Below are 22,862 nucleotides of genomic sequence, written 5' to 3'. Positions count from 1 at the left end.
GGATGGAACTCAGGCCTACTCGTAGGCTTCGTCGACCTCGTCATCGAGTTCCTTGTCGTCTACGGACAGGTCCTTCTTCGTCACTTTCGCAGCACCGGTCAAGAGCTTCTCCACCTCGGCGACGTCGTCGGGCTCCAGGACGAGAACGATACCGCCGCTGCCGGCGTCCAACGTCTCGCTGATCGCTTCCAGGTTCTTCGACGGGGTCTTCCGTCCGATGTGCCCGGCGATCGCGCCGATACCCGCTCCTGAGCCGCCGGCGACCACGAGGGCTCCACCGAGCGCCACAGCCGGGAACAGGGCCACAGCGAGGCCAGTCGCGAGGCCGACGCCCAGGCCCTTCTTGGTGCCGCGGTGCTTCCCACTCTCGTCCCGTTTAGCGATGGCGACCTCACCACCCAGCCCCCGGTTGATCAAAGCGGCATCGAACACCTCGCGCTTCGGCGTCTTCGCGAAGTGGGCACTGACAGCCTCGAAGGCCGCTGCCGCCGTGTCCTCGTCGTCGTACTGCGCAGCGATTGCGATGTAGTTCTGGTCAACCATGTCTAGCTCCCATCTCTCGCAGCGGCTCCGGTGCCGGTCTGGCAGGGTGTGGTCCGCCGTCGACCGCAGTCTAGGGCGGCGACTCACCCTTGGCCATCGATGGGCTGCGGGCCTCGCACCCGCATCCGTTCACCGGATGTTCGCTTGCCCGCGCCCGCGCGCGGGCGTTGACTGCTGCAATGAACGCCGACGAAGAGAACGCCGCTGTCGAGAAGGTCGTCGAGCGACTCGAGGACCGCTTCCCCGAGGTCGACCCCGATGTCGTCGAGAAGGTGGTCGACGAGGAGCACCACAACCTCGACGGCAATCCCATCCGCGACTTCGTGCCCGTGCTCGTCGAGCACGAGGCCCGCGACCGCATCCGGAGCGAGTTCGCCAATGCCTCGGACGGCACCCTCTACGTGCCGCCGGGGCTCGAACCCTGACCCGCGGAGAGCGCCCGTCGAGCCCTCACCTTCGAGGGGTGCTTCAGGTTAACGAGAAGGAGGCCCCCGCCGATGGCGAGGGCCTCCTGTCCGGGCTGAAGCTGATGCTTACTTGCCGAAGTTCTTGAAGCGCTGGTTGAACTTCTCGACGCGACCGGCCGAGTCCATGATGCGCTGCTTGCCCGTGTAGAACGGGTGCGACTCCGAGGAGATCTCGACGTCGATGACGGGGTACGTGTTTCCGTCTTCCCACTCGACGGTCTTGGCGCTGCCGACGGTCGACCGGGTGAGGAACGACTTGCCCGACGCGAGGTCGCGGAAGACGACCGCTTCGTACTTGGGGTGAATGTCAGTCTTCATTGAAGAGTCCTTGTGTTTCGAATGGAACGGAATTGTGTTGAGATCGTGGAAACCACGGGTAACGCCGCGCACGGCGAAAAACTCAGGCCACGAGGGCCAGCTACCGAGTCTAGCAGAGATCGCCCTGTGAGCTGCCTCCGTGCAGCGGATGTCAGACCGCGCGTGCCGCGTAGCGTCCGTCGATCTCGGTGACCTCGATCGGAAGGCCGAAGGTCTCGGTGAGGTTCTCCGAGGTGAGGGCTTCGCTGAGGGGTCCGGATGCGGTGACCTTGCCGTCGGCGAGGAGCATCACGTGCGTGAACCCGACCGGGATCTCCTCGACGTGGTGGGTGACCATGACGAAGGCGGGCGACGTGGCCTCGCGGGCGTAGCCGCCGAGGAGCTGCAGCAGCTCCTCGCGGGCTCCGAGGTCGAGGCTCGCGGCTGGCTCGTCGAGCAGCAGGAGTTCGGGATCCGTCATCACGGAGCGGGCGATCTGCACGCGCTTCTGCTCGCCGTCGCTCAGGGTGCCGAAGGTGCGGTCGGCCAGGTGATCGAGCTTCCACTCGGCCAGCACGCGCTGAGCGCGGCGGGAGTCGATCTCCTCGTACTCCTCGTTCCAGCGGCCGGTGACCGAGTAGGCCGCCGTCATGACGACGTTTAGCACGGTCTCGTTGCGCGGGAGCTTGCGGGCCATGGCCGTGGAGGCGAAGCCGATCATCGGGCGCAGCTCGAAGACGTCGACCGCACCGAGGCGCTCCTCGAGGATCTCGGCGGTGCCGCTCGTCGGGTGCAGCATGGCGGCGATGATCTGCAGGAGCGTGGTCTTGCCTGCTCCGTTCGGGCCGAGGATGACCCAGCGCTGATCGTCGTCGATGGACCAGGTCACCGAGTCGAGGATGGGCTTTCCGTCACGAATGACGGAGACGTCTGACAGCTGCACAACGTTCGGCATACAGCAATGCTATCCGTCAGCGGGAGGCGTTCAGGTCAGCTGATGAGGCTGGCATAGATCTCCCGCGTACTCGCCGCGATGCGATCCCAACCGAACTCGCGCTCGGCCCGATCGCGTCCAGCAGCGCCCATGCGTGCTGCCGCCTCGGGATCGCTGACGACGGCGGTGAGGGCCTCGGCGAGGTCGGCGACGAAGCGCTCGGGATCGATGGGGGTTCCGGTGCCGTCCTGGAGCTGCTCGATGGGGACGAGGCGTCCGGTGACGCCGTCGTCGACGACCTCGGGGATGCCTCCGGTGGCGGTTCCGACCACGGGAAGCCCGCAGGCCATGGCCTCGAGGTTCACGATGCCGAGGGGCTCGTAGACCGACGGGCAGACGAAGGCCGTGCCGGCGGTGAGCACGGCGGAGAGCTCGGGCTGCGGAAGCAGGCGGTCGATCCACACGACGCCGGTGCGCTCCTGCTGGAGCTCGCGCACGAGGCCGCTGACCTCGTCCATGATGGCCTGGGTGTCGGGAGCTCCGGCGCACAGAACGAGCTGCACCTCGGGCGGGAGCATCCGTGCGGCCCGCAGCAGGTAGGGCAGGCCCTTCTGCCGGGTGATGCGCCCGACGAAGACCACCGAGGGGCGATCGGGATCGATCCCGAGGGCGCGCACGGTCGTCTCGTCGTGCACGGGCTTCCAGCGGTCGAGGTCGATGCCGTTGTAGACCACGTGCACGCGGTCGGGATCGATGGCCGGGTAGGAGCGCAGGATGTCGCGCCTCATCCCGCCGCTCACGGCGATGACGGCATCCGCCGCCTCGAACGCCGTGCGCTCGACCCAGCTCGAGACCGCGTAGCCGCCGCCGAGCTGCTCGGCCTTCCACGGACGCAGCGGCTCGAGGCTGTGCGCCGTGACGACGTGCGGGATGCCGTGCAGCAGCTTCGCGATGTGCCCGGCAGCGTTCGCGTACCAGGTGTGCGAGTGCACGAGATCCGCCCCTGCGGCATCCTGCGCCATAGCGAGGTCGGTGCCGAGGGTCGTGATCGCGGGATTCGCGGAGCTCAGCTCGACAGGCGTGCCATAGGCGAACGCGCCGGGCTCGTCTCGGGGGGCGCCGAAGCAGCGCACCAGCACCTCGGTGTCTCCGCGGAGCGCCTTCACCAACTCGGCGACGTGCACCCCCGCTCCTCCATAGACTTCCGGCGGATATTCACGGGTGAGCAGGTCGACGCGCATGCTGCAACGCTAGGGCATCCGTCGGCCTTGATACAGATGTCGGCGCGCATCGGCAAGGGCATGCCGCGACCAGCCGAGCCACACTACTGTGGAGCCATGAAGTCATCGAAGATCTTCGGCATCGTGCTGGCCGGCGGAGAAGGCAAGCGGCTCATGCCCCTCACGGAGGACAGGGCCAAGCCCGCTGTTCCCTTCGGAGGGCACTACCGCCTCGTGGACTTCGCCCTCTCGAATCTCATCAATTCCGGGCTCACGCAGATCGTCGTGCTCACCCAGTACAAGTCGCACAGTCTCGACCGCCACGTCTCGCAGACCTGGCGACTGTCGGGCATGCTCAACTCCTACATCGCCTCGGTGCCCGCCCAGCAGCGCCTCGGCAAGCGCTGGTTCAGCGGATCGGCCGACGCCATCCTGCAGAGCCTCAACCTCATCCACGATGAGAAGCCCGACATCATCGTCGTCGTCGGCGCCGACCACGTGTACCGCATGGACTTCTCCCAGATGGTGCAGGCGCACATCGACTCCGGTGCCGAGGCGACTGTCGCCGCCATCCGTCAGCCCATCGAACTCGCCAACCAGTTCGGCGTGATCGAGGTCGACGAGGACGACGCCACCCGCGTCGCCGCGTTCCGCGAGAAGCCGAGCGATCCCATCGGGCTCGCGGATGCCCCTCACGAGGTCCTGGCCTCGATGGGCAACTACGTCTTCAACACCGACGCCCTCATCGACGCCGTCCTGCGCGACGGCGAGAGGACCAACTCCAGCCACGACATGGGCGGCGACATCATCCCCGACTTCGTGGCCCGCGGCACGGCCGGCGTCTACGACCTCATGCGCAACGACGTTCCCGGCTCCACCGATCGCGATCGGTACTACTGGCGCGACGTGGGAACGATCGACTCGTTCTTCGAGGCCCACCAGGACCTGATCTCGGCGTTGCCCGTCTTCAATCTCTACAATGAGGCCTGGCCGATCTTCACGCAGCAGCTGAACGCCCCGCCCGCGAAGTTCGTGCGCGACGCCCGCGGCTCGCTCGGCACCATGATCGACTCGATCGTCTCGCTCGGATCCGTGATCTCGGGTGCCCACATCGAGCGCAGCGTGCTCGGACCGTGGTCGACCATCGGATCCGGCGCCAAGGTCGTCGACTCGATCATCTTCGAGCGCGCTCACATCGAGTCCGACGCCCAGGTCATCCGCGCGGTGCTCGACAAGGACGTCGTCGTCGAGGCGGGAGCCCAGATCGGCATCGACCACGAGAAGGACGTCGCGCGCGGCTTCGCCGTGACCGACTCCGGCATCACCGTCGTCGGCAAGGGAACGCGGGTCACCGCGGAATGACGGATGCCGCACCGCGCGTCGGCGACGCGCGCCTCCTCGTGGTGCTCGACGCCGATTCCACCCTCATCCAGGACGAGGTGATCGAACTACTGGCGGATGCCGCCGGCTCACGAGACCTCGTGGCCGAGGTGACCGAGCGTGCGATGCGCGGCGAGCTCGACTTCGCCGAGAGCCTGCGGGAGCGCGTCGCGACCCTCGCCGGGCTGCCCGAGAGCGTCTTCGCCGAGGTCGGAGCCCGCATCCGTCCGACCGACGGCGTGCACGACCTCATCGCCGGCGTGCACGAGGCCGGCGGGGTCGTCGGCGTGGCGTCGGGCGGCTTCCACGAGCTGCTCGATCCGATCGGCGTCTCGTTCGCACTCGACGAGTGGCGCGCGAACCGGCTCGAGGTCGTCGACGGGCGCCTGACCGGCGGGCTGGTGGGCCCGATCATCGACGCCGACGCCAAGGCCGCCGCGCTGCAGGAGTGGGCTTCGGCTCACCGCGTTCCCGCGCACCGCTCCATCGCCATCGGCGACGGAGCGAACGACCTCGCGATGATGGACGTCGCCGGGCTCTCGGTCGCCTTCAACGCGAAGCCGCTGGTGCGCCTGCGCGCCAACGTCGCCGTCGACGTGCCCGACCTGTCGCAGGTGCTCGCGCTTCTGGGTCTCCGGGGCTGAGCGAGCGGAGGGCTCTAGTGGCCCATCCCGAGGCCGCCGTCGACGGGGATCACAGCGCCCGAGATGTACCCGGCGTCGTCGCTCGCGATCCAGGCGACCACCTTCGCGACCTCGGTGGGCGTGGCGAAGCGGCCGGCCGGAATCGACTTCTTGTAGTCGGCCTGCGTCGCCTCGGGGAGTTCGGCCGTCATGTCGGTCTCGATGAAGCCCGGAGCGACGACGTTGGCGGTGATGCCGCGGGCACCGAGTTCGCGCGTGATCGAGCGGGCGAAGCCCACCAGTCCGGCCTTCGAGGCCGAGTAGTTCGCCTGACCCGGGCCGCCGTAGAGGCCCACGACGCTCGAGATCAGCACGATGCGGCCGAAGCGCGCCTTGAGCATCCCCTTCGACGCACGCTTGACCACCCGGAACGAGCCGGTGAGGTTGGTGTCGATGACCGTCTCGAAGTCCTCGTCGCTCATGCGCATGAGCAGGGTGTCCCGCGTGATGCCGGCGTTGGCCACCACGACCTCCACCGGGCCGAGCTCGGCTTCGATGGCGGTGAAGGCGGCATCGACGGATGCCGAATCCGTGACGTCGGCCTGCACGGTCAGCGTGCCCTCGGGCCCCGCGCCGGAGCGGGCGGTCACGGCCACACGATGACCCTGACGCACGAACTCCTCCGCGATGGCGAAGCCGATGCCGCGGTTTCCGCCGGTGACGAGGACTGTACGGGGAGTGCTCATGGAATGGTTCCTTCTCTCGCTGACAACTCCCCCAGCCTAGGACGAAAGCACCCGTGAGCCCGCGTAGGCTGGAGGCAGCGGCGACACTCGGGTCCCGCGGTTCGGCCAGGAATGAAACAGCCCTCCTCGATCACCAGCCTTCCGGCCTCCCCGGATGCGGAACGTCGCGCTCGAGTCATCAAGTACTCGATCATGATGACGATCCGCGTGCTCTGCGTGGTCGCGCTGCTGTTCGCCCGCGGACCGTGGCTGTGGGTGTTCGCCGTCGGGGCCATCGTGCTCCCCTACATCGCCGTCGTCGTTGCGAACGTGAAGATCAATCCCCGCTCACGCACTGTGCTGCGCCCGGGCAGCATCGAGCTCGCGCCGCGGTCCGAAGACGGCACGACACGACCCGGAGACAACGAGTGATCGGATTGGGCGGTGCACCCGAGGTGCACGCGTGCTCCCGCGCGGGCTGCGATGCGACCGCGTCCTGGCGGATCGACTGGCGGAACCCCCGGATCCACACCGGCGATCGGGGCAAGACCTGGCTGGCGTGCGACGAGCACGTCGACTACCTGCGCGAATTCCTCGCGGCCCGGGACTTCCCGCTGACCGTCAGCGCCATCGAGATCGGAGCCGACGCGTGACCGGCTGGTCCTTCGCCTTCAGCAGACGATGGATCGGCTACCTCGCCCTCGTCGTCGTCTTCGCCCTGGTGTGCGTGTCGCTCGGGTTCTGGCAGATCGCCCGCCGCGCTGAGGCATTGGCCGAGATCGACCGCGTCGAGAGCAACTGGAGTGCCGAGCCGGTGCCGCTCGACGACGCCCTGCCCGAGCTGGATTCCTTCGACATCTCGCAGAAGTACCTGCCCGTCACGATGACGGGCGTCTACCTGACGGATGACCAGCGCCTCGCCCGCAACCGACCGCGCGACGGCAGCCCCGGCTTCGAGGTGCTCACCCCGCTGCAGCTCGCCGACGGCACGGTCTTCATCGTGAACCGCGGCTGGCTGCCGACGGGATCGCAACAGGATGCACCCGACGTGGTTCCCGAGGCGCCGTCGGGTGAGGTGACCGTCGTCGCGCGCCTGAAGGCCGGAGAACCGCGCCTCGCCGGGCGGAGCGCATCCGGCAACGAAGTGGCGACGATCGAACTCGCCGACATGGCCGAGCTCGTCGGTGAGCCGACCTACACGGGGGCGTACGGTCTCCTGGACTCCGAGGTGCCCGCTCCGGAGAGCCGTCCCGCGGCGGCGGCGAAGCCGGCGCTCGACGAGGGCCCGCACCTGTCGTACGCGTTCCAGTGGTTCGTCTTCGCGCTTCTCGGTTTCATCGGCTTCGGCTGGGCCGTGCGCAACGAGTATCGGATGCTGAACGCCGACGATCCCGAAGAGCGCGAACGCGCCCTCGAGCGGGAGCGGCGCCGGGCGAAGAAGGCGAAGACCGACGCCGCCGTCGAGGATGAGATCCTCGACGCGGAGCACACCGCAGCGCGCTGATCCTCTCCGATGGCAGAGCCACAGACGCGGGGCGGCTGCGGCGAAGCCGAGGAGACCGAACGCTCGGTTCCCTTCGCTTCACGGCGCTCGCTTCGCTCCCGTCGCTCTGCGAGCGGGAGCGTTCGGACTGAGACCTACGCCAGCGCGATCAGGTCGGCGTACTCGGCGTTCCAGTGGTCCTCGACGCCATCCGGGAGGATGAGCACGCGCTCGGGGTTCAGCGCCTCGACGGCTCCGGGGTCGTGCGAGACAAGCACGACGGCACCCTCGAAGTGTGCGAGCGCGTCGAGGATCTCGGCGCGGCTGGCGGGGTCGAGGTTGTTCGTGGGCTCGTCGAGCAGCAGCACGTTGGCGCCGGAGACGACGATCATCGCGAGGGCGAGACGGGTCTTCTCGCCACCGGAGAGCACGCCGGCCAGCTTGTGGGAATCATCGCCGGTGAACAGGAACGAGCCGAGCACCTTGCGGGCCTCGGTCTCGGTCAGGCTCGGCGACGACGACACCATGTTCTGGAGGACCGTGGCCTTCACGTCGATGGTCTCGTGCTCCTGCGCGAAGTAGCCGACGCGCAGTCCGTGGCCGGGCTCGACCTGGCCGGTGTCCGGCTGGTCGACTCCGCCGAGGATGCGCAGCAGGGTCGTCTTTCCGGCACCGTTCAGGCCGATGATGACGACCTTGGAGCCGCGGTCGATCGCCAGGTCGACGGCCGTGAAGATCTCGAGCGAGCCGTAGCTCTTCGACAGGTCGGAGGCCTGCAACGGCGTGCGACCGCAGGGGGCGGGCGTCGGGAAGCGCAGCTTGGCGACGCGGTCGACCGCACGCACCTCCTCGAGACCTGACAGCAGCTTCTCGGCGCGGGCGACCATCTGGTGAGCCGCAGCCGCCTTCGACGCCTTGGCGCCGAACTTGGCCGCCTGCATCTGCAGCACGCCGGCCTTCTTCTCGGCGTTGGAGCGCTCCTTCTTGCGGCGCTCCTCGTCGGCGGCACGCTGGCGCTGGTAGTGCTTCCAGCCCATGTTGTAGATGTCGATGACGGTGCGGTTGGCGTCGAGATAGAAGACGCGATTCACCGTCTCCCCCACGAGCTCGACATCGTGGGTGATCACGATGAAGCCGCCCTTGTAGTTCTTGAGGAAGTCGCGCAGCCACACGATGGAGTCAGCGTCGAGGTGGTTCGTCGGCTCGTCGAGGATCATGGTGCCGGCATCCGAGAAGAGAATGCGGGCCAGCTCGATGCGGCGACGCTGACCACCCGAGAGCGTCTTCAGCGGCTGCTCGAGGATGCGATCGGGCAGGTTGAGGTTCGACGCGATCGAGGCGGCCTCGGCCTCGGCCGCATAGCCGCCGAGCGCCTGGAACTGGTCGGTGAGAGTGCCGTACTTCTTCATGCCGGCCTCGCTGACGGCGGTGTCCTCGCTGGCCATGGCCAGGGTCGCCTCGTGCATGCCCTGCACCAGCGAACCGAGGCCGCGGGCGTTCAGGATGCGCGTGCGGGCCAGCTCCTCGGGGTCACCCGAGCGCGGGTCCTGCGGCAGGTAGCCGATCTCGCCCGTGCGGTCGATACGACCACCGGTGGGGAGGGTCTCCCCGGCGAGGGTCTTCGTCAGTGTCGTCTTGCCCGCTCCATTGCGACCCACCAGACCGATCTTGTCTCCGTCGGAGACCCGGAAGTTCACGTCCTGCATCAGCACGCGCGCCCCCACGCGGATCTCGAGGTCGTGTACGGCGAGCACGGGGGAACCCTTCGGTCGGAGAAAGTTGGGGAAGTCGCGCGAGAGGCGCAGCCACCCAGTCTAAACGCAGCAGACCCGTCGCCTGTTCCGCTGTCGGTCCCCTGCGCGATACTGAGGCACTATGGCGGCGGATTCCCAGCAACGTGAGCTCCTCAGGCTGCGCCTCGCGGCGCACGGTATCGGCGGCACCGACACCCCATTGGGAGTGCTCGAGCGCATGCTGGCCGTGCAGGCGCAGGACTTCGCGGCCGCCCGCTGGGGTGTCGGCATCCGTTCCGGGGTGACGGATGCCGCCGTGCTCGCCGCCTTCGACAGCGGCGACCTGGTGCGGGCGTGGACCATGCGCGGCACCCTGTTCGCCGTGCCGGCCGTCGATCTCGGCTGGATGCTCTCGCTCACCGGGCCACGGATGCTCGCGCAGGCCGCGACTCGCCGCGTGCAGCTCGGCATCGACGACGCACTGCTCGACAGGGTGCGTTCGGTCTTCGGCGATGCCCTCGATGCCGCCGACGACCTCTCCCGCGAGGAGGTCATGACGCTGCTGGTCGAGAACGACGTCGATCCGACGGGCCAGCGCGGTTACCACCTCATCGCCCACCTCGCCCAGACGGGGTTCTGGTGCTGGGGCCCCGTGCGCGACGGCGTGCAACGGCTGGTGCCGAGCGATCGCTGGATCGCCGAGCCGCGATCGCTCGACCGCGACGAGGCCCTGGCCGAATTCGTGAGCCGCTATCTGCGCGGGCACGGTCCGGCCACGGTGCGCGACTTCGCCGGCTGGAGCAAGCTCACCCTCGCCGACTCCCGGCGCGGGCTCGAGATCGCGTGCACCGACGGTCGCGTCGTGTCGTACGACGACGACGCCGGCCTGTGGGTGTCATCCGACGCCGAGGTGACGACGGCGACGGATGCCGAGAAGCGCGCGTTCGCGGCATCCGTGCACCTGCTCCCCGGCTTCGACGAGTACTACCTCGGCTACACCGACCGGCGCGCGTTCATCGACCCCGAGAACGAGGACGCCGTTGTGCCCGGTGCCAACGGGGTGTTCCAGCCCACCATCGTGGCGGCGGGCCGGGTGATCGGCACCTGGCGCCGCTCGACATCGCGGCAGGGCGTCGGCGTCGAGCCGCGACTTTTCGTCGAGGGCTCTCTCACGACCGCGCGCGCACGCACGATCACCCGCGCGTCGGCTCGCTACGCCGCGTTCCTCGATCGGCCGCACGTGGTGGCGCAGTAGCCTGACAGAGTGACCGGCCCCGCACGCTTCACCGCACGGCTGCGGTCGAGCGCGCGCATCCCGCTGCTGCAGGTGGCGAAGTCGGCCATCGCCACAGTGCTCGCGTGGATCATCGCCGAGCTGGTGATTCCGGGAACCGTGCCGGTGTTCGCCGCCATCGCCGCGCTGCTGGTCGTCCAGCCGAGCGTCAACCAGTCCGTCGGGCGCGCCCTCGAGCGCAGCTTCGGCGTGATCGCCGGCGTGATCATCGCCTTCGGCATCGGCGTGGTGTTCGGCCAGGACAGTTATGTCGTGCTCGCGGCCATCGTCGTGGCGATCTTCGTGGGCTGGGCACTCCGCCTCACGCCCGGATCGGCGAACCAGATCCCGATCAGCGTGATGCTGGTGCTCACCATCGGCGCCGCCACGCCCGACTACGCCTTCGCCCGCATCATCGAGACTCTCATCGGCGCGGCCGTCGGGCTGATCGTCAACATCCTGGTCGTGCCACCGGTGCTGCTCGCGCCGGCGCATGCCGCCGTCATCGCCCTCGGGAGCGAGATCGCGGCCACCTTCGAGCGCCTCGCCGACGCCCTCCGCACCCCGAAGACCGACGCCCAGCTGCAGGAGATCCTGCTGACCGCCAGGTTGCTGCGGCCCATGCAGGCCAAGGCGCAGGAGGCCCTGAAAGACGCGGACGAGTCGCTGGCCTTCAACCCGCGGCAGCAGCGCTACAGAGTCGCCCTCGACGCCGACGCCGCCCTGTTCGCCCGCATGGGCCCGCTGGTCACCCGGTCGCTCAACATGACCCGCGCCGTGCACGACCACTACGACGCCGGCCTGCCCGACGAGCCGACGGTCGAGCCCATCGTCGACGAGCTGGAGCGGGCGGCGCACGACCTGCGCCTGCTGGTGCGGGCCGATGACGACGCCCCGATCGAGCCCGACGCCAAGACCGAGGGCATTCCCCTGCTCACCGCTCCCCTGCGCATCCTCACCCCGCACGCCGAGCACTGGGTGCTGATCGGGTCGCTGATGGAGGACCTGCGTCGCGTTCACGAGGAGATCGTGGGCGCCGAATGATCCGCAGACGCGCACGACCCCGCACCGCGACGGTCTCGACCCGCAGGCTCGAGGCCTTCACCGACGGGGTGTTCGCCATCGCGGCCACCCTGCTGGTGCTCGACCTCACGGTCAACGACCTGTCGGGCGCGACGACGGATGCCGAACTCTGGCACGGCCTCGTCGGCATGTGGCCCTCCATCTCGAGCTTCGCGATCAGCTTCTTCCTGCTGTGCCTGCTCTGGAGCATCCATGTGCGGCAGTTCGAGTACATCGTGCACGTCGACGGCACGATGCTGGTGCTCAACACCCTGCGCCTGTTCGGGGTCGTGCTCATCCCGTTCACCACGAGCCTGGACAGCCGGTTCGGCGGCCTCGCCCTCGGCCAGACGCTGCTGCCGGTCAACTTCTTCTGGGTGGTGCTGTTCGGCTACCTGCTCTGGCTGCGCGCCGCCGCGCCGGGCAGCGGACTCATCGAGGGGCTCAGCCCGGTCGAGGCCGCGCGCAGCCGGCGCGATGCGCTGAGCGCTGTCATCCTCGGCGCGATCGTCGTGATCGCTGCACCCTTCATCGGCTCGTGGGCGTTCGTCGCCTACGCGTTCGACTCGCCGCTGTCGCGGCTGCTCAGCGGCGGGGTGGCCCCTCCCGCGGGTTCAGACGCCCTCGAGCCCGATCCGCGCTCGGAGTAGCTTCATGGCCGCCCGGTCGATCGTCTCGGCAGGGATCCGACCGGCACGGACGGCGGCGGCGACGTCGGCGACGAGGGCGTCGGGATCGAAGGCGCCCGCCGCGCCGGAGGCATCGGGCGACGGCACGTAGAGCACCATCGTGGAGCCTGCGGTGATCGCCGCGATCGCGTTCTCGCTCCGGTCCGCCAGAGCCGGAACGCCCGAGTGGTCGAGCATGCCCATGTCGTCGCTGATCGCGATGCCGTCGAAGCCGAGTTCATCGCGCAGGATGCGGTGCCACACGGGTGACAGCGATGCGGGTCCGGGATCGACGGCCGAGTACTCGAGGTGGCCGAACATGACCAGCTCGGCGCCGGCGTCGATACCGGCGCGGAACGGAACAGCATCCGTCGTGCGCCAGTCCGCCAATGACTCCGCCGTCGTCGGAATCGAGCTGTGCGAGTCGCCGGGAGCAGCGCCGTGCCCCGGGAAGTGCTTCAACGTACTGAGCACCCGACCCTGCTCGCCCGCGATTGCGGCGGCCACATGCTCGGCGGCCGAGGCCGGATCGGTGCCGAGCACGCGACCGGCGAGGAAGGAGTTCGGATCATCGGTCTCATCGGCGACGATGCCGAAGTTCACCGAGATCCCGGCATCGGCCAGCACGTCGGCGCGCGCCGCGAAGGCCTGCTCGGTGACGGATGCCGGCTGTCCGCGGAGCGCGTCGGCACCGGGCGACGGGTCCTCGGCGATGCGGCTGACCTCTCCGCCCTCCTGGTCGACGGCGACGAGCAGCGGGAGGTCGGTGGCAGCGTCGGCTGCAGCAGTGATGGCCCGCACGCCGGCCGTGCCGCCCGCCGTGTTGTCGCCCATGAGGATGATGGCGCCGGGCGCGTACTGCACGGTCTGCGCCGCGATGGCTGCGGCATCCGTGCCCGGAAAATGCAGCATGAGCATGCTCGCGATGCGCTGTTCGAGGCTCATGGCGGCCAACCGCTTGCGTGCCTCGATGGTCACGGGGTCGGGAGCGACCCGGCGCGGGACCTCGGCCGCGATGCTTCCCGACGGCGTCGGTGCCGGTGTTCCCGAGGGTGCGCAGCCGACGAGGCAGACGGCGACCGCGAGAGCGAGCGCCGTCGTCCGTACCAGCGTCCCGACCACCGGGGAATTCTAAGCGCGCGGCATCCGAACAACCTGACCGCGTAGCGTTGGAGCATGCCAGCGGATGCGACGGACCTGCCCCGTTTCGCCGGTGACGGCGTGCTCATCGCCGGCGGAGCGCGCGCCATCCTGCTGCAGCTCGCTTATCCGCCGGTCGGGCGTGGCGTCGTGAATCACTCCGATTTCGCCGAGCGACCTCTCGACAGGCTGTGGGCCACTCTCGCCTACGCCTACGCGATCGTCTACGGCACCGACGACGACAGGGCGCGGGCGGTGCGCCTGGTCAACCGCGCGCACTCCCCCGTGCGCGGCCACGCCCGCGGTGATGCGCCGGCGTACAGCGCCTACGACCCGGAGCTCCAGCTGTGGGTGGCTGCGACCCTCTACGACACGGCTGTCGTCGTGCACGAGGAACTGTTCGGCGCACTGGAGGCCGAGCAGGCCGACGCCCTGTACGCCGCGTACGCCGAGCTGGGCACGAGGCTCCAACTGCCGCGGGGGCAGTGGCCGGTCGATCGGGCAGCGTTCTCCGTGTACTGGGCGGGGATGCTCCCGCGACTCTCCGTCGACGCCGACGTCCTAGCGGTCTCGCGCGAGCTGATGTTCGCCCGCTCCCTGCCGGCCCCGCTCGGGCTCGCGATGCCTCTCGCGAGGCTCGTCACGGCCGGGCTCCTGCCGCCGTCGGTGCGCGCCGCCTATCGCGTGCGTTGGACGCCGCGGGCGGAGCGACGCTTCCGTCGGGCTCTCACTCTCACGGGCGCGGTGTGGCCGTGGCTTCCGCGCTCGCTGCGCGAATGGCCGCAGCGACGCAGTCTTGCGCGGATCAGAGGGGGCTGACCGGGCCAGGTCGATCGGTCGATCAGAAGAACTCGGGGTCGACCCCGGCGGCCTTCTCCACGTCGTCCGTGCGCACGCCGGCGGCGTCGAGCTTGACCTTGGCCACCCGCAGTCCCGACTCCATCTGCGCAGCCCAGACATCGGCTTCCTGTGCTGCGGTCTCGGCCTCCTCGGCACGCTGCACGGCGGCGGCGCGCTCCAGACGCTCGTCACGCACCTGCTGCATGCTCAGGGTGATGCCGTAGTACGCCGCGACCATCGAGGCGACGGGCGTCGCGATCACGGCGAGGGCCGAGACCGCGGCGGAACTCGGGCTGAAGATGATGAGCAGGCCGAAGGCGAAGAACAGCGCGACGACGCCGATGATCACGACGAGGGTGAGACGCATCGGCTGGTCCTGGAACCACGAGAAGGGCTTCTTCCCCGGCTTCGACGCGCCGACGGATGCCGCAGGAACCGCGACGACCTCGGCAGGCGCAGACGCCGCTGACGACTCGGAGTCGAAGGTCGGAAGCGCAGTCGTCTCATCGAGCGACCGGCTGCCGACCGAACTCGACGCGGCGATCGGAGCCCCGGTCTCGGAGGTGGCCTGCTGGGTGTCTGACATGGTGACCTTTCTCGTCGGATGCGCTCGGGTCGCCTTGCCATTGTGTGCCCCGCACGGGGGGAGGTCAAGGACGCCTCGGGGCATGTCGGCGGCCCGGGTTACGCTGCCCGCATGACCCTTGTGAGCTTCGCCTGCGGCCATGGCGCAGCGCCCACCGAACCCGGTTCCATCGCGCTCCGGCGCTCCTGTCCGCTGTGCATGCTGCTGCACGAGACGCACCGCACTCGGGGCGAACTGGTGTCGCGCGCGGCCCCTCCCGCGCGGGCATCCGTCGCCGTGGAGACCCGCCTCGGAGCCGAATTCGCGTGGCAGTGCGCCCGCGGTCACGACCGCTACCAGGCGAGCGTGATGGACGTCCTCACCGGCCCGAGCTGCCCGAAGTGCATCCGCAACGCCGAGGCGCCGACGGTCGCGCGCGACGGCGGAGTCGCCTCCATGAACGCCGGCCTGCGCACCCGCACCTCGCTCACCGAGCAGCGCCTTCGAGCCCTGCTCGAGGAGCGCATCCGTGTGCCGCGCGGCGTGAACACGGTGCGCGTCAACCGCATGTTCTACGGCAAGCAGGAGGTGTGGCCCGACATCCTCGTTCCGGCGCTGCGCATTGCCATCGAGTACGACGATCCCGGCCGATCCCGGCGCGCGCACCTCGGCCTGAAGGAGGCCTCGGACCGCGAGAAGGACGACGCCCTCGCCGAGGTCGGCTGGGAGGTCATCAGGGTGCGTGCCGCAGGGCTGGAGTCGATCGGCCCGAACAGCATCGTCTGCGCCTCGCTGACGCCCCAGGTCGCGGATCGCATCGTGGCGCGCATGGCCGAGCTCCGCGGCGACGATGCCGTCGACGCCCTGCGCGTGCCGCCGGCGACCTAGTACCAGTTCCAGACGACCGAGTGATCCCAGGCACCGCAGGGAGATCCGTACCGCTGGGCGATGTACGAGAGGCCCCAGTTGATCTGCGTCCCAGCATTGGTGCGCCAGTCGACGCCTGCCGACGCCATCTTCTCGCCGGGGAGGGACTGCGGAATACCATACGCTCCGCTCGAGGCGTTGTAGGCGTCGGCGCGCCAGCCCGACTCCTTGTTCCAGAGTCGCTGGAGGCAGCCGAACTGGTCTCCGCCCCAGCCGTAGGCTCCGATGGCACCCGCGGCGTACGCCTGGGCGGCACCCGGGTCCGAGTCGACGTCCCCGGTGTAGATCGGGGTCGCACCTCCCCCGCCTCCGCCGCCGCCGTCGCCAGCGGCCTCGGCTGCCGCCGCAGCCGCCGCTGCTGCTTCGGCCGCGGCAGCTGCTGCGGCCGCCTCTGCCGCCTTCCGGGCCGCCTCACCCTCGGTGTAGCGCTTCTCGACGTCGGCCGCCTGCGCCGTCAGCGAGGCGAGCTGCGCCTGCAGCGTCGCGCTCGCCTCCTTCTGCGCTGCGAGTCGTGCGCCCGCCTCCTGCTCTGCGGCCTGGGCCTCCTCGAGTGCCGTCTGCGCGGCGGCGGCGAGCTTGTCGCGCTCCTTCTCAGCAACGGCGGCCTGCGCGCTGAGGGCGTCGGCCTCGTTGCTGCGGCTCTCGGCCCTGTCCTCCAGTCCGGCGGCTTGCTGGGTCAGCTTGGTCATCGCGCCCAGCCGGTAGAGCAGGTCGGTGTCGGAGGAGTGGTCGAGCAGCAGCTGAACGGTCAGGCTCTCGGTGCCGCCCGACACGACGAGCTGCGACACGATGGCGCCATAGCGATCGTGCGCGTCAGCAGCCTCGGCGACGGCCGTGTCGCGCTGGGTCACCAACACGTCTGCGCGCCGGGTCGCGGCATCCAGCTCAGCCTTCGCCACCGTGTATGCGGCACCCTTCTCGATGGTGATCCGCCCGAGGCGGGCCGACTCCGCGGTGAGCGAGGTGATGAAGTCGGAGATGCGGTCGACCTCGGCACTCGTGGCCGCGGCACTCGAGCGCGCCGCCTCCACCTCGTCCCAGGTCGGGTAGTCCTCGGCGGATGCAGCAGGGACGACGGTCAGCGCGAGAAGGCTGGCGGCGGCCACGGCGGCGATGACCCCTGTTCTCAGACGCATCGCTCCCCCTCCCGCAGTCCCGTCGGCACTCGAGGCGCACCCGACGCGCGGCCGGCGCCGCTCTCTTCGAGGCTACGTCGCGCCTGCTCCGGGCTCCGCAGGTCGAGCGGCGCGGCGCGAGTGGGCTGCTCTCACCTCTCGGTGACTGCTCCTGACGCGTCGTCGTCCGCCGCATCCGCCGGCACCGGATGCAGCCGGAACAACCGCACGGTGCGGCCGGATCCGCGCTCATAGGCGCGGTACCCGGGCCACTGCCGCTCGATGCGCGCCCAGACCGCGTCGCGCTCATCGTCACCGATGAGCTCGGCGTGCACGGGCATCCGTCGTCCCCTGATGCTCACGGCGGCATCCGGATGCGCGATCAGATTGCCGGTCCACGCCGGATGCCGCTCCCGCGCGAAGTTGCTTCCGGCCACGATGCAGATCTCGCCGTCCGGACAGTACATCAGCGGAACGTCGCGCTGGAGCCCCGATCTGGCGCCCGTCGTGTGCAGCACCAGCGACGGCACCAGCAGGCCGCTCAGCTGAATGTGGCCCCGACTCAGCCAGGCCGTGGCTCGCTCGAGCGGCGGCAGCAGGGTCGGTGCGGTGCGCCGGAACAGGCCGGTGCGGGTCAGCGGCGCAACTGCGGCCCGCGTGACGTCGAGGAGGCTCGCCATTCTCACATTCTGCTCCGGATAGGCTCGAACCATGACCTCCACGCCCACCCGTGTCCTGCTCGTTCGCCACGGTGAGACCGATTGGAACCGGGCCGGCCGGGTGCAGGGCCACACCGATGTCCCGCTCAATGAACTGGGACGCGCCCAGGCCCGCGCCGCCGCCGAGCTTCTGAGCGGTGCCGAGCCGAGCCGGATCATCACCAGTCCGCTCGGTCGTGCGGCCGAGACCGCGGCCATCATCGCTGCGGCCATCGACGGTCCGGCCGTGGAGACGGAGGACGACGTCATCGAGATGCAGTACGGCGAGGCTGAGGGCGCTGTCTGGCAGGACGTCCGCCATCTCTACGCCGACGGAGTCGTTCCCGGCGCCGAACCCCGCCCCGCCGTGTTGGAGCGGTCGATGGCGGCGTTGCGCAGGATCGCCGCCGAATCGACGGGGACAGTCATCGTCACCAGTCACGGCGGCGTGATCAACGGCCTCACCCGCCACACCACGGCGCCCGACGTCTTCCCCGGGTCGGCGGGCAACGGCTCGATCACCGAGTTCGCCGTGACCGACTCCGACATCAGCTTCATCAGCCGCACTCCGATCGAGGTCGCGGTCGGCGTCGACGCCTGAGTCGACGTCCGGGTCGCCGCTCGCCCCCCCCCCCGAGTCAACGCCCCGTTCTGGGGTCGAGAGCTGAGAGCGCCTCAGCTATAGCGTGGCGACATGACCACCGAACCCGAATCGGTGCCGGATCGTGCCGCGCTGGCGGCCGCCGCCGTGCTCGGATTGATCTTCACCCTCACCGGCGCACTGCTGCTGGCGGCCGCATCCGTCGCCTCTCACCTCATTCCAACGATCCCCGAATGGCTCACGCCCGCCGTCGGCGCCATCCTCCTCGCCGTAGGCGTCCCCGGGTTGCTGTACGGCCTGATCGGGATGGTGAGGCGGCCGCGGCGCGGGCGCGTCGATCCGCTGGCGACCCGCATCCGGTGACGGTCTCACACAAGGCTGTCGGCGGCGGCGCCTAGCGTGATCGTCATGGAATCCATCGGCCGGTCATGCGGGATCACGCTCAGCGACGGGTCGGGCTGTTCGGGCCTGGTGGCGACGGATGCCGCCCTCAATCTGTGCGAACACCACCTGCTGGACGCAGCCGACCTCGCCGCGCGCAAGGTCGGCGTCACCGACGTACTCCCCAGCCCCTGCCTCGCCTGCGGCTCCAGGCTCGGGGTGAGCTATCCCTCGGGGTGGCTCTGCGCGATCTGCGAGTGGCGTCACGGCGAGAGCCCCGACGGGGAGTTCCCTCCTCCGCGGCTCGACGTCGTCTACTACATCCGCTTCGGTGAGCTGATCAAGATCGGCACGTCGGCCAATCCCCGAAGACGGATAGCGAGCCTGCCGCACGATGAGGTCCTGGCGTTCGAACGCGGCGATCGCCGACTCGAGCAGCGACGCCACGCCCAGTTCGCGTCGCAGCAGGTGAACGGCGGCGAGTGGTTCCACACGCACGACGCACTGCTGCAGCACATCGACATCGTGCGCGGCGGCATCGACCCCTGGGACGCGCACGCCCGCTGGCTCAGCGCGCTGCTGGCGCTGCGCGGCTGACCTCCGAGAGGGGTGTCGCCTGCGCCTCAGTCCATCTTCACTTCACGGCCGTGCGCGCTGATCGCGTAGATCACGAGGATGTTCAGCGCGATGACGAGGATGGACCACCACGGCTGCGCCGGAACGAGGAACAGCTGTCCGATCGCGCTCAACGACGCGAAGATGATCGCGATCACGCGAGCCCAGGTGGCTCCGACGAAGAGCGCGATTCCCGTGAAGATCAACAGGAGGCCGATGATGATGTTCCACCATCCCCAGCCGGCGACGTCGAAGAGGAAGAGTCCGTCACCCGTCACGACGTAGTACGAGTTCGGTCCGACGACCGCCACCGTTCCCTGCACTGCACTGAAGATGCCGTTGAGGATGAGGATGATTCCCGCGAATCCGATCCACCCCACCCAACCGGTCACTGCTCTGCTGTCACTCATGATCCACCCGCTGTCATCGAGGTCCACCGCCGTCCAGCCCGGACGAGCGGAACGGGAGGCGGGCGTTCAGTCCCGCTTCGACCTCGACGGTATCGAGCATCGACGAGTGGACGCATCACCCGGATGGGATGAGTCGGCGCACTCGGCGGACGGCCGCTGAGCAACCGTCACATCATCCGGATCGGGTGATGCGCCCCACCGGACGCTGGTCATAGCTTCGAGGCGACGAGGAAGTATTCGACTTCCCGCTTCGAAAGGACATGCCATGACCATCTGGGACTTCTTCGTCTGGTTCTTCTGGTTCTACATCGCGGTCGCCTGCATCGTGATCTTCATCCGGATCATCGTCGACCTCTTCCAGGACAAGGAACTCAACGGCTGGGCGAAGGCTCTGTGGGTGATCTTCCTCATCCTCGCCCCGTTCCTCGCCGCCCTCATCTACCTGGTCGCCCGCGGACAGGCGATGGCGCAGCGCAGCGCGGCTCGCGCACAGCAGGCGTCGGAAGCATCCAACGAGTACATCCGTTCAGTAGCCGGCTCGCCGTCCTCCGCGGCTTCCGAGATCGAGGCCGGGAAGAAACTCCTCGACTCCGGCGCGATCACGCCGGCCGAGTACGAGCAGCTGAAGGCCAAGTCGCTCGCGAGCGCGTAGGGAGCATCAACCCATGAATCCCGATCGTCACAGTCGTTCGATGCTGCCGATCCCCGACCGACCGGCGCCGGGGCTGACGACGTACGACGCGAAGGACCCCGACACGGCCTACCCGCCGATCGAGCCGCTGTTGCCGCCGGACGGCGCACCGAATGTACTCGTGATCCTCCTCGACGACGTCGGGTTCGGAGCCTCGAGTGCGTTCGGCGGCCCGTGCGCGACGCCGAATGCCGAGAAGCTCGCCGCCGGCGGACTGAAGTACAACCGATTCCACACGACCGCTCTGTGCGCGCCGACCCGGCAGGCCATGCTGACCGGCCGCAATCACCACTCGGTGGGAATGGGCAGCATCACCGAGACCGCCACGTCTGCACCGGGCAACAGCTCGCTCCGGCCGAACACGAAGGCTCCGCTGGCGATGACGCTGAAGCTGAACGGGTACTCGACGGCGCAGTTCGGCAAGTGCCACGAGGTGCCCGTATGGCAGTCGTCACCGATGGGTCCGTTCGATGCGTGGCCGTCTGCCGGGGGTGGCTTCGAGACGTTCTACGGATTCATCGGCGGCGAGAACAATCAGTGGGAGCCGGCTCTCTACGACGGGACGACCCCTGTTGAGCCCCCTGCCACCTTCGAGGAGGGATATCACCTCACCGAGGACCTCGCAGATCGGGCCAGCAGCTGGATCCGCACGCAGAAGGCGCTCATGCCGGAGAAGCCGTTCTTCGTCTACCTCGCGCCCGGAGCCACCCACGCGCCGCACCATGTGCCAGCGGTATGGGCCGACAGGTACAAGGGGAAGTTCGCCGGTGGGTGGGACGTGCAGCGGGAGCAGACCTTCGCTCGGCAGAAGGAACTGGGCGTGATCCCGGCCGATGCCGAACTGACGCCACGGCACGCAGAGATTCCGGCGTGGGACGACATGCCTGACGAGCTGAAGCCTGTTCTCGAACGTGAGATGGAGGTGTACGCAGGATTCCTCGAGCACACCGATCACCACGTCGGACGCGTGATCGACGCGATCGAGGACCTGGGGATCCTCGACAACACGATCATCTACTACATCATCGGCGACAACGGAGCATCGGCAGAGGGCACGGTCAACGGCGCCTTCAACGAGATGGCCAACTTCAACGGGATGGCCGCCCTGGAGACGCCCGAGTTCATGATGTCGAAGATCGACGAGCTCGGAAGTCCCACGTCGTACAACCACTATGCCGTGGGGTGGGCCTGGGCGATGGACACGCCGTTCCAGTGGACGAAGCAGGTCGCCTCGCACTGGGGAGGCACGCGCAACGGAACCATCGTGCACTGGCCGAACGGCATCGAGGAGAAGGGCGGACTGCGCAGCCAGTTCACCCACGTCATCGATCTCGCCCCGACCATCCTCGAAGCGGCCGGGCTCCCCGAGCCGACGTCCGTGAACGGAGTACAGCAGTCCCCGATGGAGGGGACGAGCATGCTCTACTCCTTCAACTCCCCCGATACCGCGGAACGACACGACCTGCAGTACTTCGAGATGTTCGGCAATCGAGGCGTGTACTTCAAGGGCTGGAGTGCCGTCACGAAGCACCGCACCCCGTGGGTCATGGTCGGCGGCACCCTGCCCGCGTTCGATGACGATGTCTGGGAGTTGTACGACGGGTCAGTCGATTACAGCCAGGCACGCGATCTCTCGGCAGACGATCCCGAGCGACTCCACAGCCTGCAGCGGCTGTGGCTCATCGAGGCGACGAAGTACAACGTGCTGCCGATCGACGACCGCACGGCCGAGAGGCTCAACCCCGAACTGGCGGGCAGGCCGACACTCGTCCGCGGCAACAGCCAACTCCTGTTCGCCGGGATGGGTCGGCTCTCCGAGAGCAGCGTGGTGAGCATCAAGAACAAGTCGTTCTCCGTCACCGCCGAGGTGGAGGTGCCCGCATCGGGTGCGAACGGCGTCATCATCGCCCAGGGCGGCCGATTCGGCGGGTGGAGCCTGTACGCGAGGGACGGGCGGTTGAAGTTCATCTACAACGTCCTCGGCATCCAGGAGTTCGTGACCGAGGCGACCGAACCGATCCCGCCCGGCACCCATCAGGTGCGGATGGAATTCGCGTACGACGGCGGAGGTCTTGCGAAGGGCGGCGACGTCACCCTCTTCTACAACGGAACCGCTGTCGCCACAGGTCGGGTCGGTGCGACTCAGGCGCTCATCTTCTCGGCCGACGAGACCACCGATGTCGGCTACGAGTCGGGCACGTCAGTCTCCTCCGACTACACGGCCGGCTCCAGTCGGTTCACGGGCAGAATCCAATGGGTCCAGCTCGACGTCGGCGTGGAGGACAACGACCACTTCATCGATCCCGACGAACGCCTGCGGGTTGCAATGGCTCGCCAGTAGTCTCCTGTCGTCGTCACGTCTCCTCCGCAGCGCAGCGCTGTCGCCTCGGCGCCATCCTGCGGAAGGAGACGTGACGCCGTGTGACCAGCTGAGTCACCGCCTGCCATCGCGTCGCGCTCGGCCCTGGTGC

Annotated in this window: 27 protein-coding genes; 16 read left to right on the top strand and 11 right to left on the bottom strand. The window is 68.7% G+C overall.

What is annotated here, in order from left to right:
* Positions 1-15: 15 nt before the first annotated feature.
* Complete coding sequence (locus E4M00_RS06240; protein WP_135119572.1) at positions 16-543, bottom strand: hypothetical protein; 528 nt, start codon at positions 541-543, stop codon at positions 16-18.
* A gap of 179 nt (positions 544-722) precedes the next feature.
* Here E4M00_RS06240 and E4M00_RS06235 point away from each other — a divergent pair, with 179 nt between their 5' ends.
* Entirely contained in the window at positions 723-968 is a 246-nt protein-coding gene (locus tag E4M00_RS06235; protein ID WP_135119571.1) for a three-helix bundle dimerization domain-containing protein, read from the top strand.
* 108 nt (positions 969-1,076) lie between these two features.
* On the opposite strand, the gene E4M00_RS06230 is transcribed toward E4M00_RS06235, so the two are convergent.
* The 3 genes from E4M00_RS06230 to glgA form a co-directional block, all read right to left on the bottom strand.
* Positions 1,077-1,328 carry a type B 50S ribosomal protein L31 gene (locus E4M00_RS06230; protein WP_055818496.1) on the bottom strand — a complete coding sequence of 84 codons (252 nt, stop codon included), beginning with the start codon at positions 1,326-1,328 and terminating at the stop codon, positions 1,077-1,079.
* Positions 1,329-1,479: 151 nt separating this feature from the next.
* Positions 1,480-2,262 (bottom strand): ABC transporter ATP-binding protein, encoded by a 783-nt coding sequence (locus E4M00_RS06225; RefSeq protein ID WP_135119570.1) that lies wholly within the window; start codon positions 2,260-2,262, stop codon positions 1,480-1,482.
* A 35-nt stretch (positions 2,263-2,297) separates the two neighbouring features.
* Positions 2,298-3,482 carry a glycogen synthase gene (glgA, locus tag E4M00_RS06220; protein ID WP_135119569.1) on the bottom strand — a complete coding sequence of 395 codons (1,185 nt, stop codon included), beginning with the start codon at positions 3,480-3,482 and terminating at the stop codon, positions 2,298-2,300.
* A gap of 96 nt (positions 3,483-3,578) precedes the next feature.
* On the opposite strand from glgA, the gene glgC reads away from it, so the two are divergent.
* Positions 3,579-4,823: a glucose-1-phosphate adenylyltransferase gene (gene glgC, locus E4M00_RS06215; protein WP_135119568.1), complete on the top strand. Its 1,245-nt coding sequence runs from the start codon at positions 3,579-3,581 to the stop codon at positions 4,821-4,823.
* The gene (gene serB / locus E4M00_RS06210; protein WP_135119567.1) at positions 4,820-5,485 is read left to right on the top strand and encodes a phosphoserine phosphatase SerB; all 666 of its coding nucleotides are present in this window, start codon (positions 4,820-4,822) and stop codon (positions 5,483-5,485) included. The genes glgC and serB overlap by 4 nt, the downstream gene beginning before the upstream one ends.
* 14 nt (positions 5,486-5,499) lie before the next feature.
* On the opposite strand, the gene E4M00_RS06205 is transcribed toward serB, so the two are convergent.
* Positions 5,500-6,210 (bottom strand): beta-ketoacyl-ACP reductase, encoded by a 711-nt coding sequence (locus tag E4M00_RS06205; protein WP_056162965.1) that lies wholly within the window; start codon positions 6,208-6,210, stop codon positions 5,500-5,502.
* A gap of 111 nt (positions 6,211-6,321) precedes the next feature.
* Here E4M00_RS06205 and E4M00_RS06200 point away from each other — a divergent pair, with 111 nt between their 5' ends.
* From E4M00_RS06200 to E4M00_RS06190, 3 genes are read left to right on the top strand one after another with little or no spacing between them, the layout of a single operon-like run.
* Positions 6,322-6,621 carry a DUF3099 domain-containing protein gene (locus E4M00_RS06200; RefSeq protein ID WP_135119566.1) on the top strand — a complete coding sequence of 100 codons (300 nt, stop codon included), beginning with the start codon at positions 6,322-6,324 and terminating at the stop codon, positions 6,619-6,621.
* Positions 6,618-6,842, top strand: a complete 225-nt coding sequence (locus tag E4M00_RS06195) for a hypothetical protein (protein WP_135119565.1) — start codon at positions 6,618-6,620, stop codon at positions 6,840-6,842. The genes E4M00_RS06200 and E4M00_RS06195 overlap by 4 nt, the downstream gene beginning before the upstream one ends.
* Entirely contained in the window at positions 6,839-7,693 is an 855-nt protein-coding gene (locus E4M00_RS06190) for an SURF1 family cytochrome oxidase biogenesis protein (RefSeq protein WP_135119564.1), read from the top strand. Before E4M00_RS06195 ends, E4M00_RS06190 begins: the two co-directional genes overlap by 4 nt.
* A gap of 134 nt (positions 7,694-7,827) precedes the next feature.
* On the opposite strand, the gene E4M00_RS06185 is transcribed toward E4M00_RS06190, so the two are convergent.
* Positions 7,828-9,426, bottom strand: a complete 1,599-nt coding sequence (locus E4M00_RS06185) for an ABC-F family ATP-binding cassette domain-containing protein (protein ID WP_056162975.1) — start codon at positions 9,424-9,426, stop codon at positions 7,828-7,830.
* Between the two features lie 121 nt (positions 9,427-9,547).
* On the opposite strand from E4M00_RS06185, the gene E4M00_RS06180 reads away from it, so the two are divergent.
* The 3 genes from E4M00_RS06180 to E4M00_RS06170 are packed head-to-tail and all read left to right on the top strand — an operon-like array spanning position 9,548 to position 12,390.
* Positions 9,548-10,660 (top strand): winged helix DNA-binding domain-containing protein, encoded by a 1,113-nt coding sequence (locus E4M00_RS06180; RefSeq protein ID WP_135119563.1) that lies wholly within the window; start codon positions 9,548-9,550, stop codon positions 10,658-10,660.
* 9 nt (positions 10,661-10,669) lie between these two features.
* A complete protein-coding gene (locus tag E4M00_RS06175) occupies positions 10,670-11,722 on the top strand; it encodes an FUSC family protein (protein WP_135119562.1) in 1,053 nt (350 codons plus the stop codon).
* The gene (locus tag E4M00_RS06170) at positions 11,719-12,390 is read left to right on the top strand and encodes a TMEM175 family protein (RefSeq protein ID WP_135119561.1); all 672 of its coding nucleotides are present in this window, start codon (positions 11,719-11,721) and stop codon (positions 12,388-12,390) included. Before E4M00_RS06175 ends, E4M00_RS06170 begins: the two co-directional genes overlap by 4 nt.
* Here the strand turns inward: E4M00_RS06170 and E4M00_RS06165 are convergent.
* Entirely contained in the window at positions 12,355-13,530 is a 1,176-nt protein-coding gene (locus tag E4M00_RS06165) for a glycoside hydrolase family 3 N-terminal domain-containing protein (protein WP_135119560.1), read from the bottom strand. The two genes, E4M00_RS06170 and E4M00_RS06165, sit on opposite strands and share 36 nt — an antisense overlap.
* A gap of 54 nt (positions 13,531-13,584) precedes the next feature.
* On the opposite strand from E4M00_RS06165, the gene E4M00_RS06160 reads away from it, so the two are divergent.
* Entirely contained in the window at positions 13,585-14,367 is a 783-nt protein-coding gene (locus E4M00_RS06160; protein ID WP_135119559.1) for an oxygenase MpaB family protein, read from the top strand.
* A gap of 22 nt (positions 14,368-14,389) precedes the next feature.
* Here the strand turns inward: E4M00_RS06160 and E4M00_RS06155 are convergent, their stop codons facing one another.
* Entirely contained in the window at positions 14,390-14,974 is a 585-nt protein-coding gene (locus tag E4M00_RS06155) for a hypothetical protein (protein WP_135119558.1), read from the bottom strand.
* 111 nt (positions 14,975-15,085) lie between these two features.
* On the opposite strand from E4M00_RS06155, the gene E4M00_RS06150 reads away from it, so the two are divergent.
* Positions 15,086-15,841: a hypothetical protein gene (locus tag E4M00_RS06150; RefSeq protein WP_135119557.1), complete on the top strand. Its 756-nt coding sequence runs from the start codon at positions 15,086-15,088 to the stop codon at positions 15,839-15,841.
* On the opposite strand, the gene E4M00_RS06145 is transcribed toward E4M00_RS06150, so the two are convergent.
* Positions 15,838-17,016 carry a coiled-coil domain-containing protein gene (locus tag E4M00_RS06145; protein ID WP_135119556.1) on the bottom strand — a complete coding sequence of 393 codons (1,179 nt, stop codon included), beginning with the start codon at positions 17,014-17,016 and terminating at the stop codon, positions 15,838-15,840. The two genes, E4M00_RS06150 and E4M00_RS06145, sit on opposite strands and share 4 nt — an antisense overlap.
* A gap of 131 nt (positions 17,017-17,147) precedes the next feature.
* Positions 17,148-17,675: a nitroreductase/quinone reductase family protein gene (locus tag E4M00_RS06140; RefSeq protein WP_135119555.1), complete on the bottom strand. Its 528-nt coding sequence runs from the start codon at positions 17,673-17,675 to the stop codon at positions 17,148-17,150.
* Between the two features lie 31 nt (positions 17,676-17,706).
* Between E4M00_RS06140 and E4M00_RS06135 the strand changes: the two genes are divergently transcribed.
* The 3 genes from E4M00_RS06135 (at position 17,707) to E4M00_RS06125 (ending at position 19,272) form a co-directional block, all read left to right on the top strand.
* Positions 17,707-18,294, top strand: a complete 588-nt coding sequence (locus E4M00_RS06135; protein ID WP_135119554.1) for a histidine phosphatase family protein — start codon at positions 17,707-17,709, stop codon at positions 18,292-18,294.
* Positions 18,295-18,387: 93 nt separating this feature from the next.
* On the top strand, positions 18,388-18,657 hold the full coding sequence (locus E4M00_RS06130) for a hypothetical protein (protein WP_135119553.1): 270 nt from the start codon (positions 18,388-18,390) through the stop codon (positions 18,655-18,657).
* A gap of 45 nt (positions 18,658-18,702) precedes the next feature.
* Entirely contained in the window at positions 18,703-19,272 is a 570-nt protein-coding gene (locus E4M00_RS06125; protein ID WP_135119552.1) for a GIY-YIG nuclease family protein, read from the top strand.
* Between the two features lie 26 nt (positions 19,273-19,298).
* Here E4M00_RS06125 and E4M00_RS06120 read toward each other — a convergent pair whose 3' ends face one another.
* Positions 19,299-19,700, bottom strand: a complete 402-nt coding sequence (locus E4M00_RS06120; protein ID WP_135119551.1) for a DUF7144 family membrane protein — start codon at positions 19,698-19,700, stop codon at positions 19,299-19,301.
* A gap of 265 nt (positions 19,701-19,965) precedes the next feature.
* Here E4M00_RS06120 and E4M00_RS06115 point away from each other — a divergent pair, with 265 nt between their 5' ends.
* Both E4M00_RS06115 and E4M00_RS06110 read left to right on the top strand, forming a co-directional pair.
* Positions 19,966-20,352 (top strand): SHOCT domain-containing protein, encoded by a 387-nt coding sequence (locus tag E4M00_RS06115; RefSeq protein ID WP_056163012.1) that lies wholly within the window; start codon positions 19,966-19,968, stop codon positions 20,350-20,352.
* 13 nt (positions 20,353-20,365) lie between these two features.
* On the top strand, positions 20,366-22,732 hold the full coding sequence (locus tag E4M00_RS06110) for an arylsulfatase (RefSeq protein ID WP_135119550.1): 2,367 nt from the start codon (positions 20,366-20,368) through the stop codon (positions 22,730-22,732).
* The last annotated feature ends 130 nt before the right edge of the window (positions 22,733-22,862 follow it).

This window comes from Orlajensenia leifsoniae, assembly GCF_004570845.1.
GTDB classification, from domain to species: Bacteria; Actinomycetota; Actinomycetes; order Actinomycetales; family Microbacteriaceae; genus Orlajensenia; species Orlajensenia leifsoniae.
Note: the sequence above shows the minus strand (reverse complement) of the source record. Positions and strands in the feature narration are given on the sequence as shown.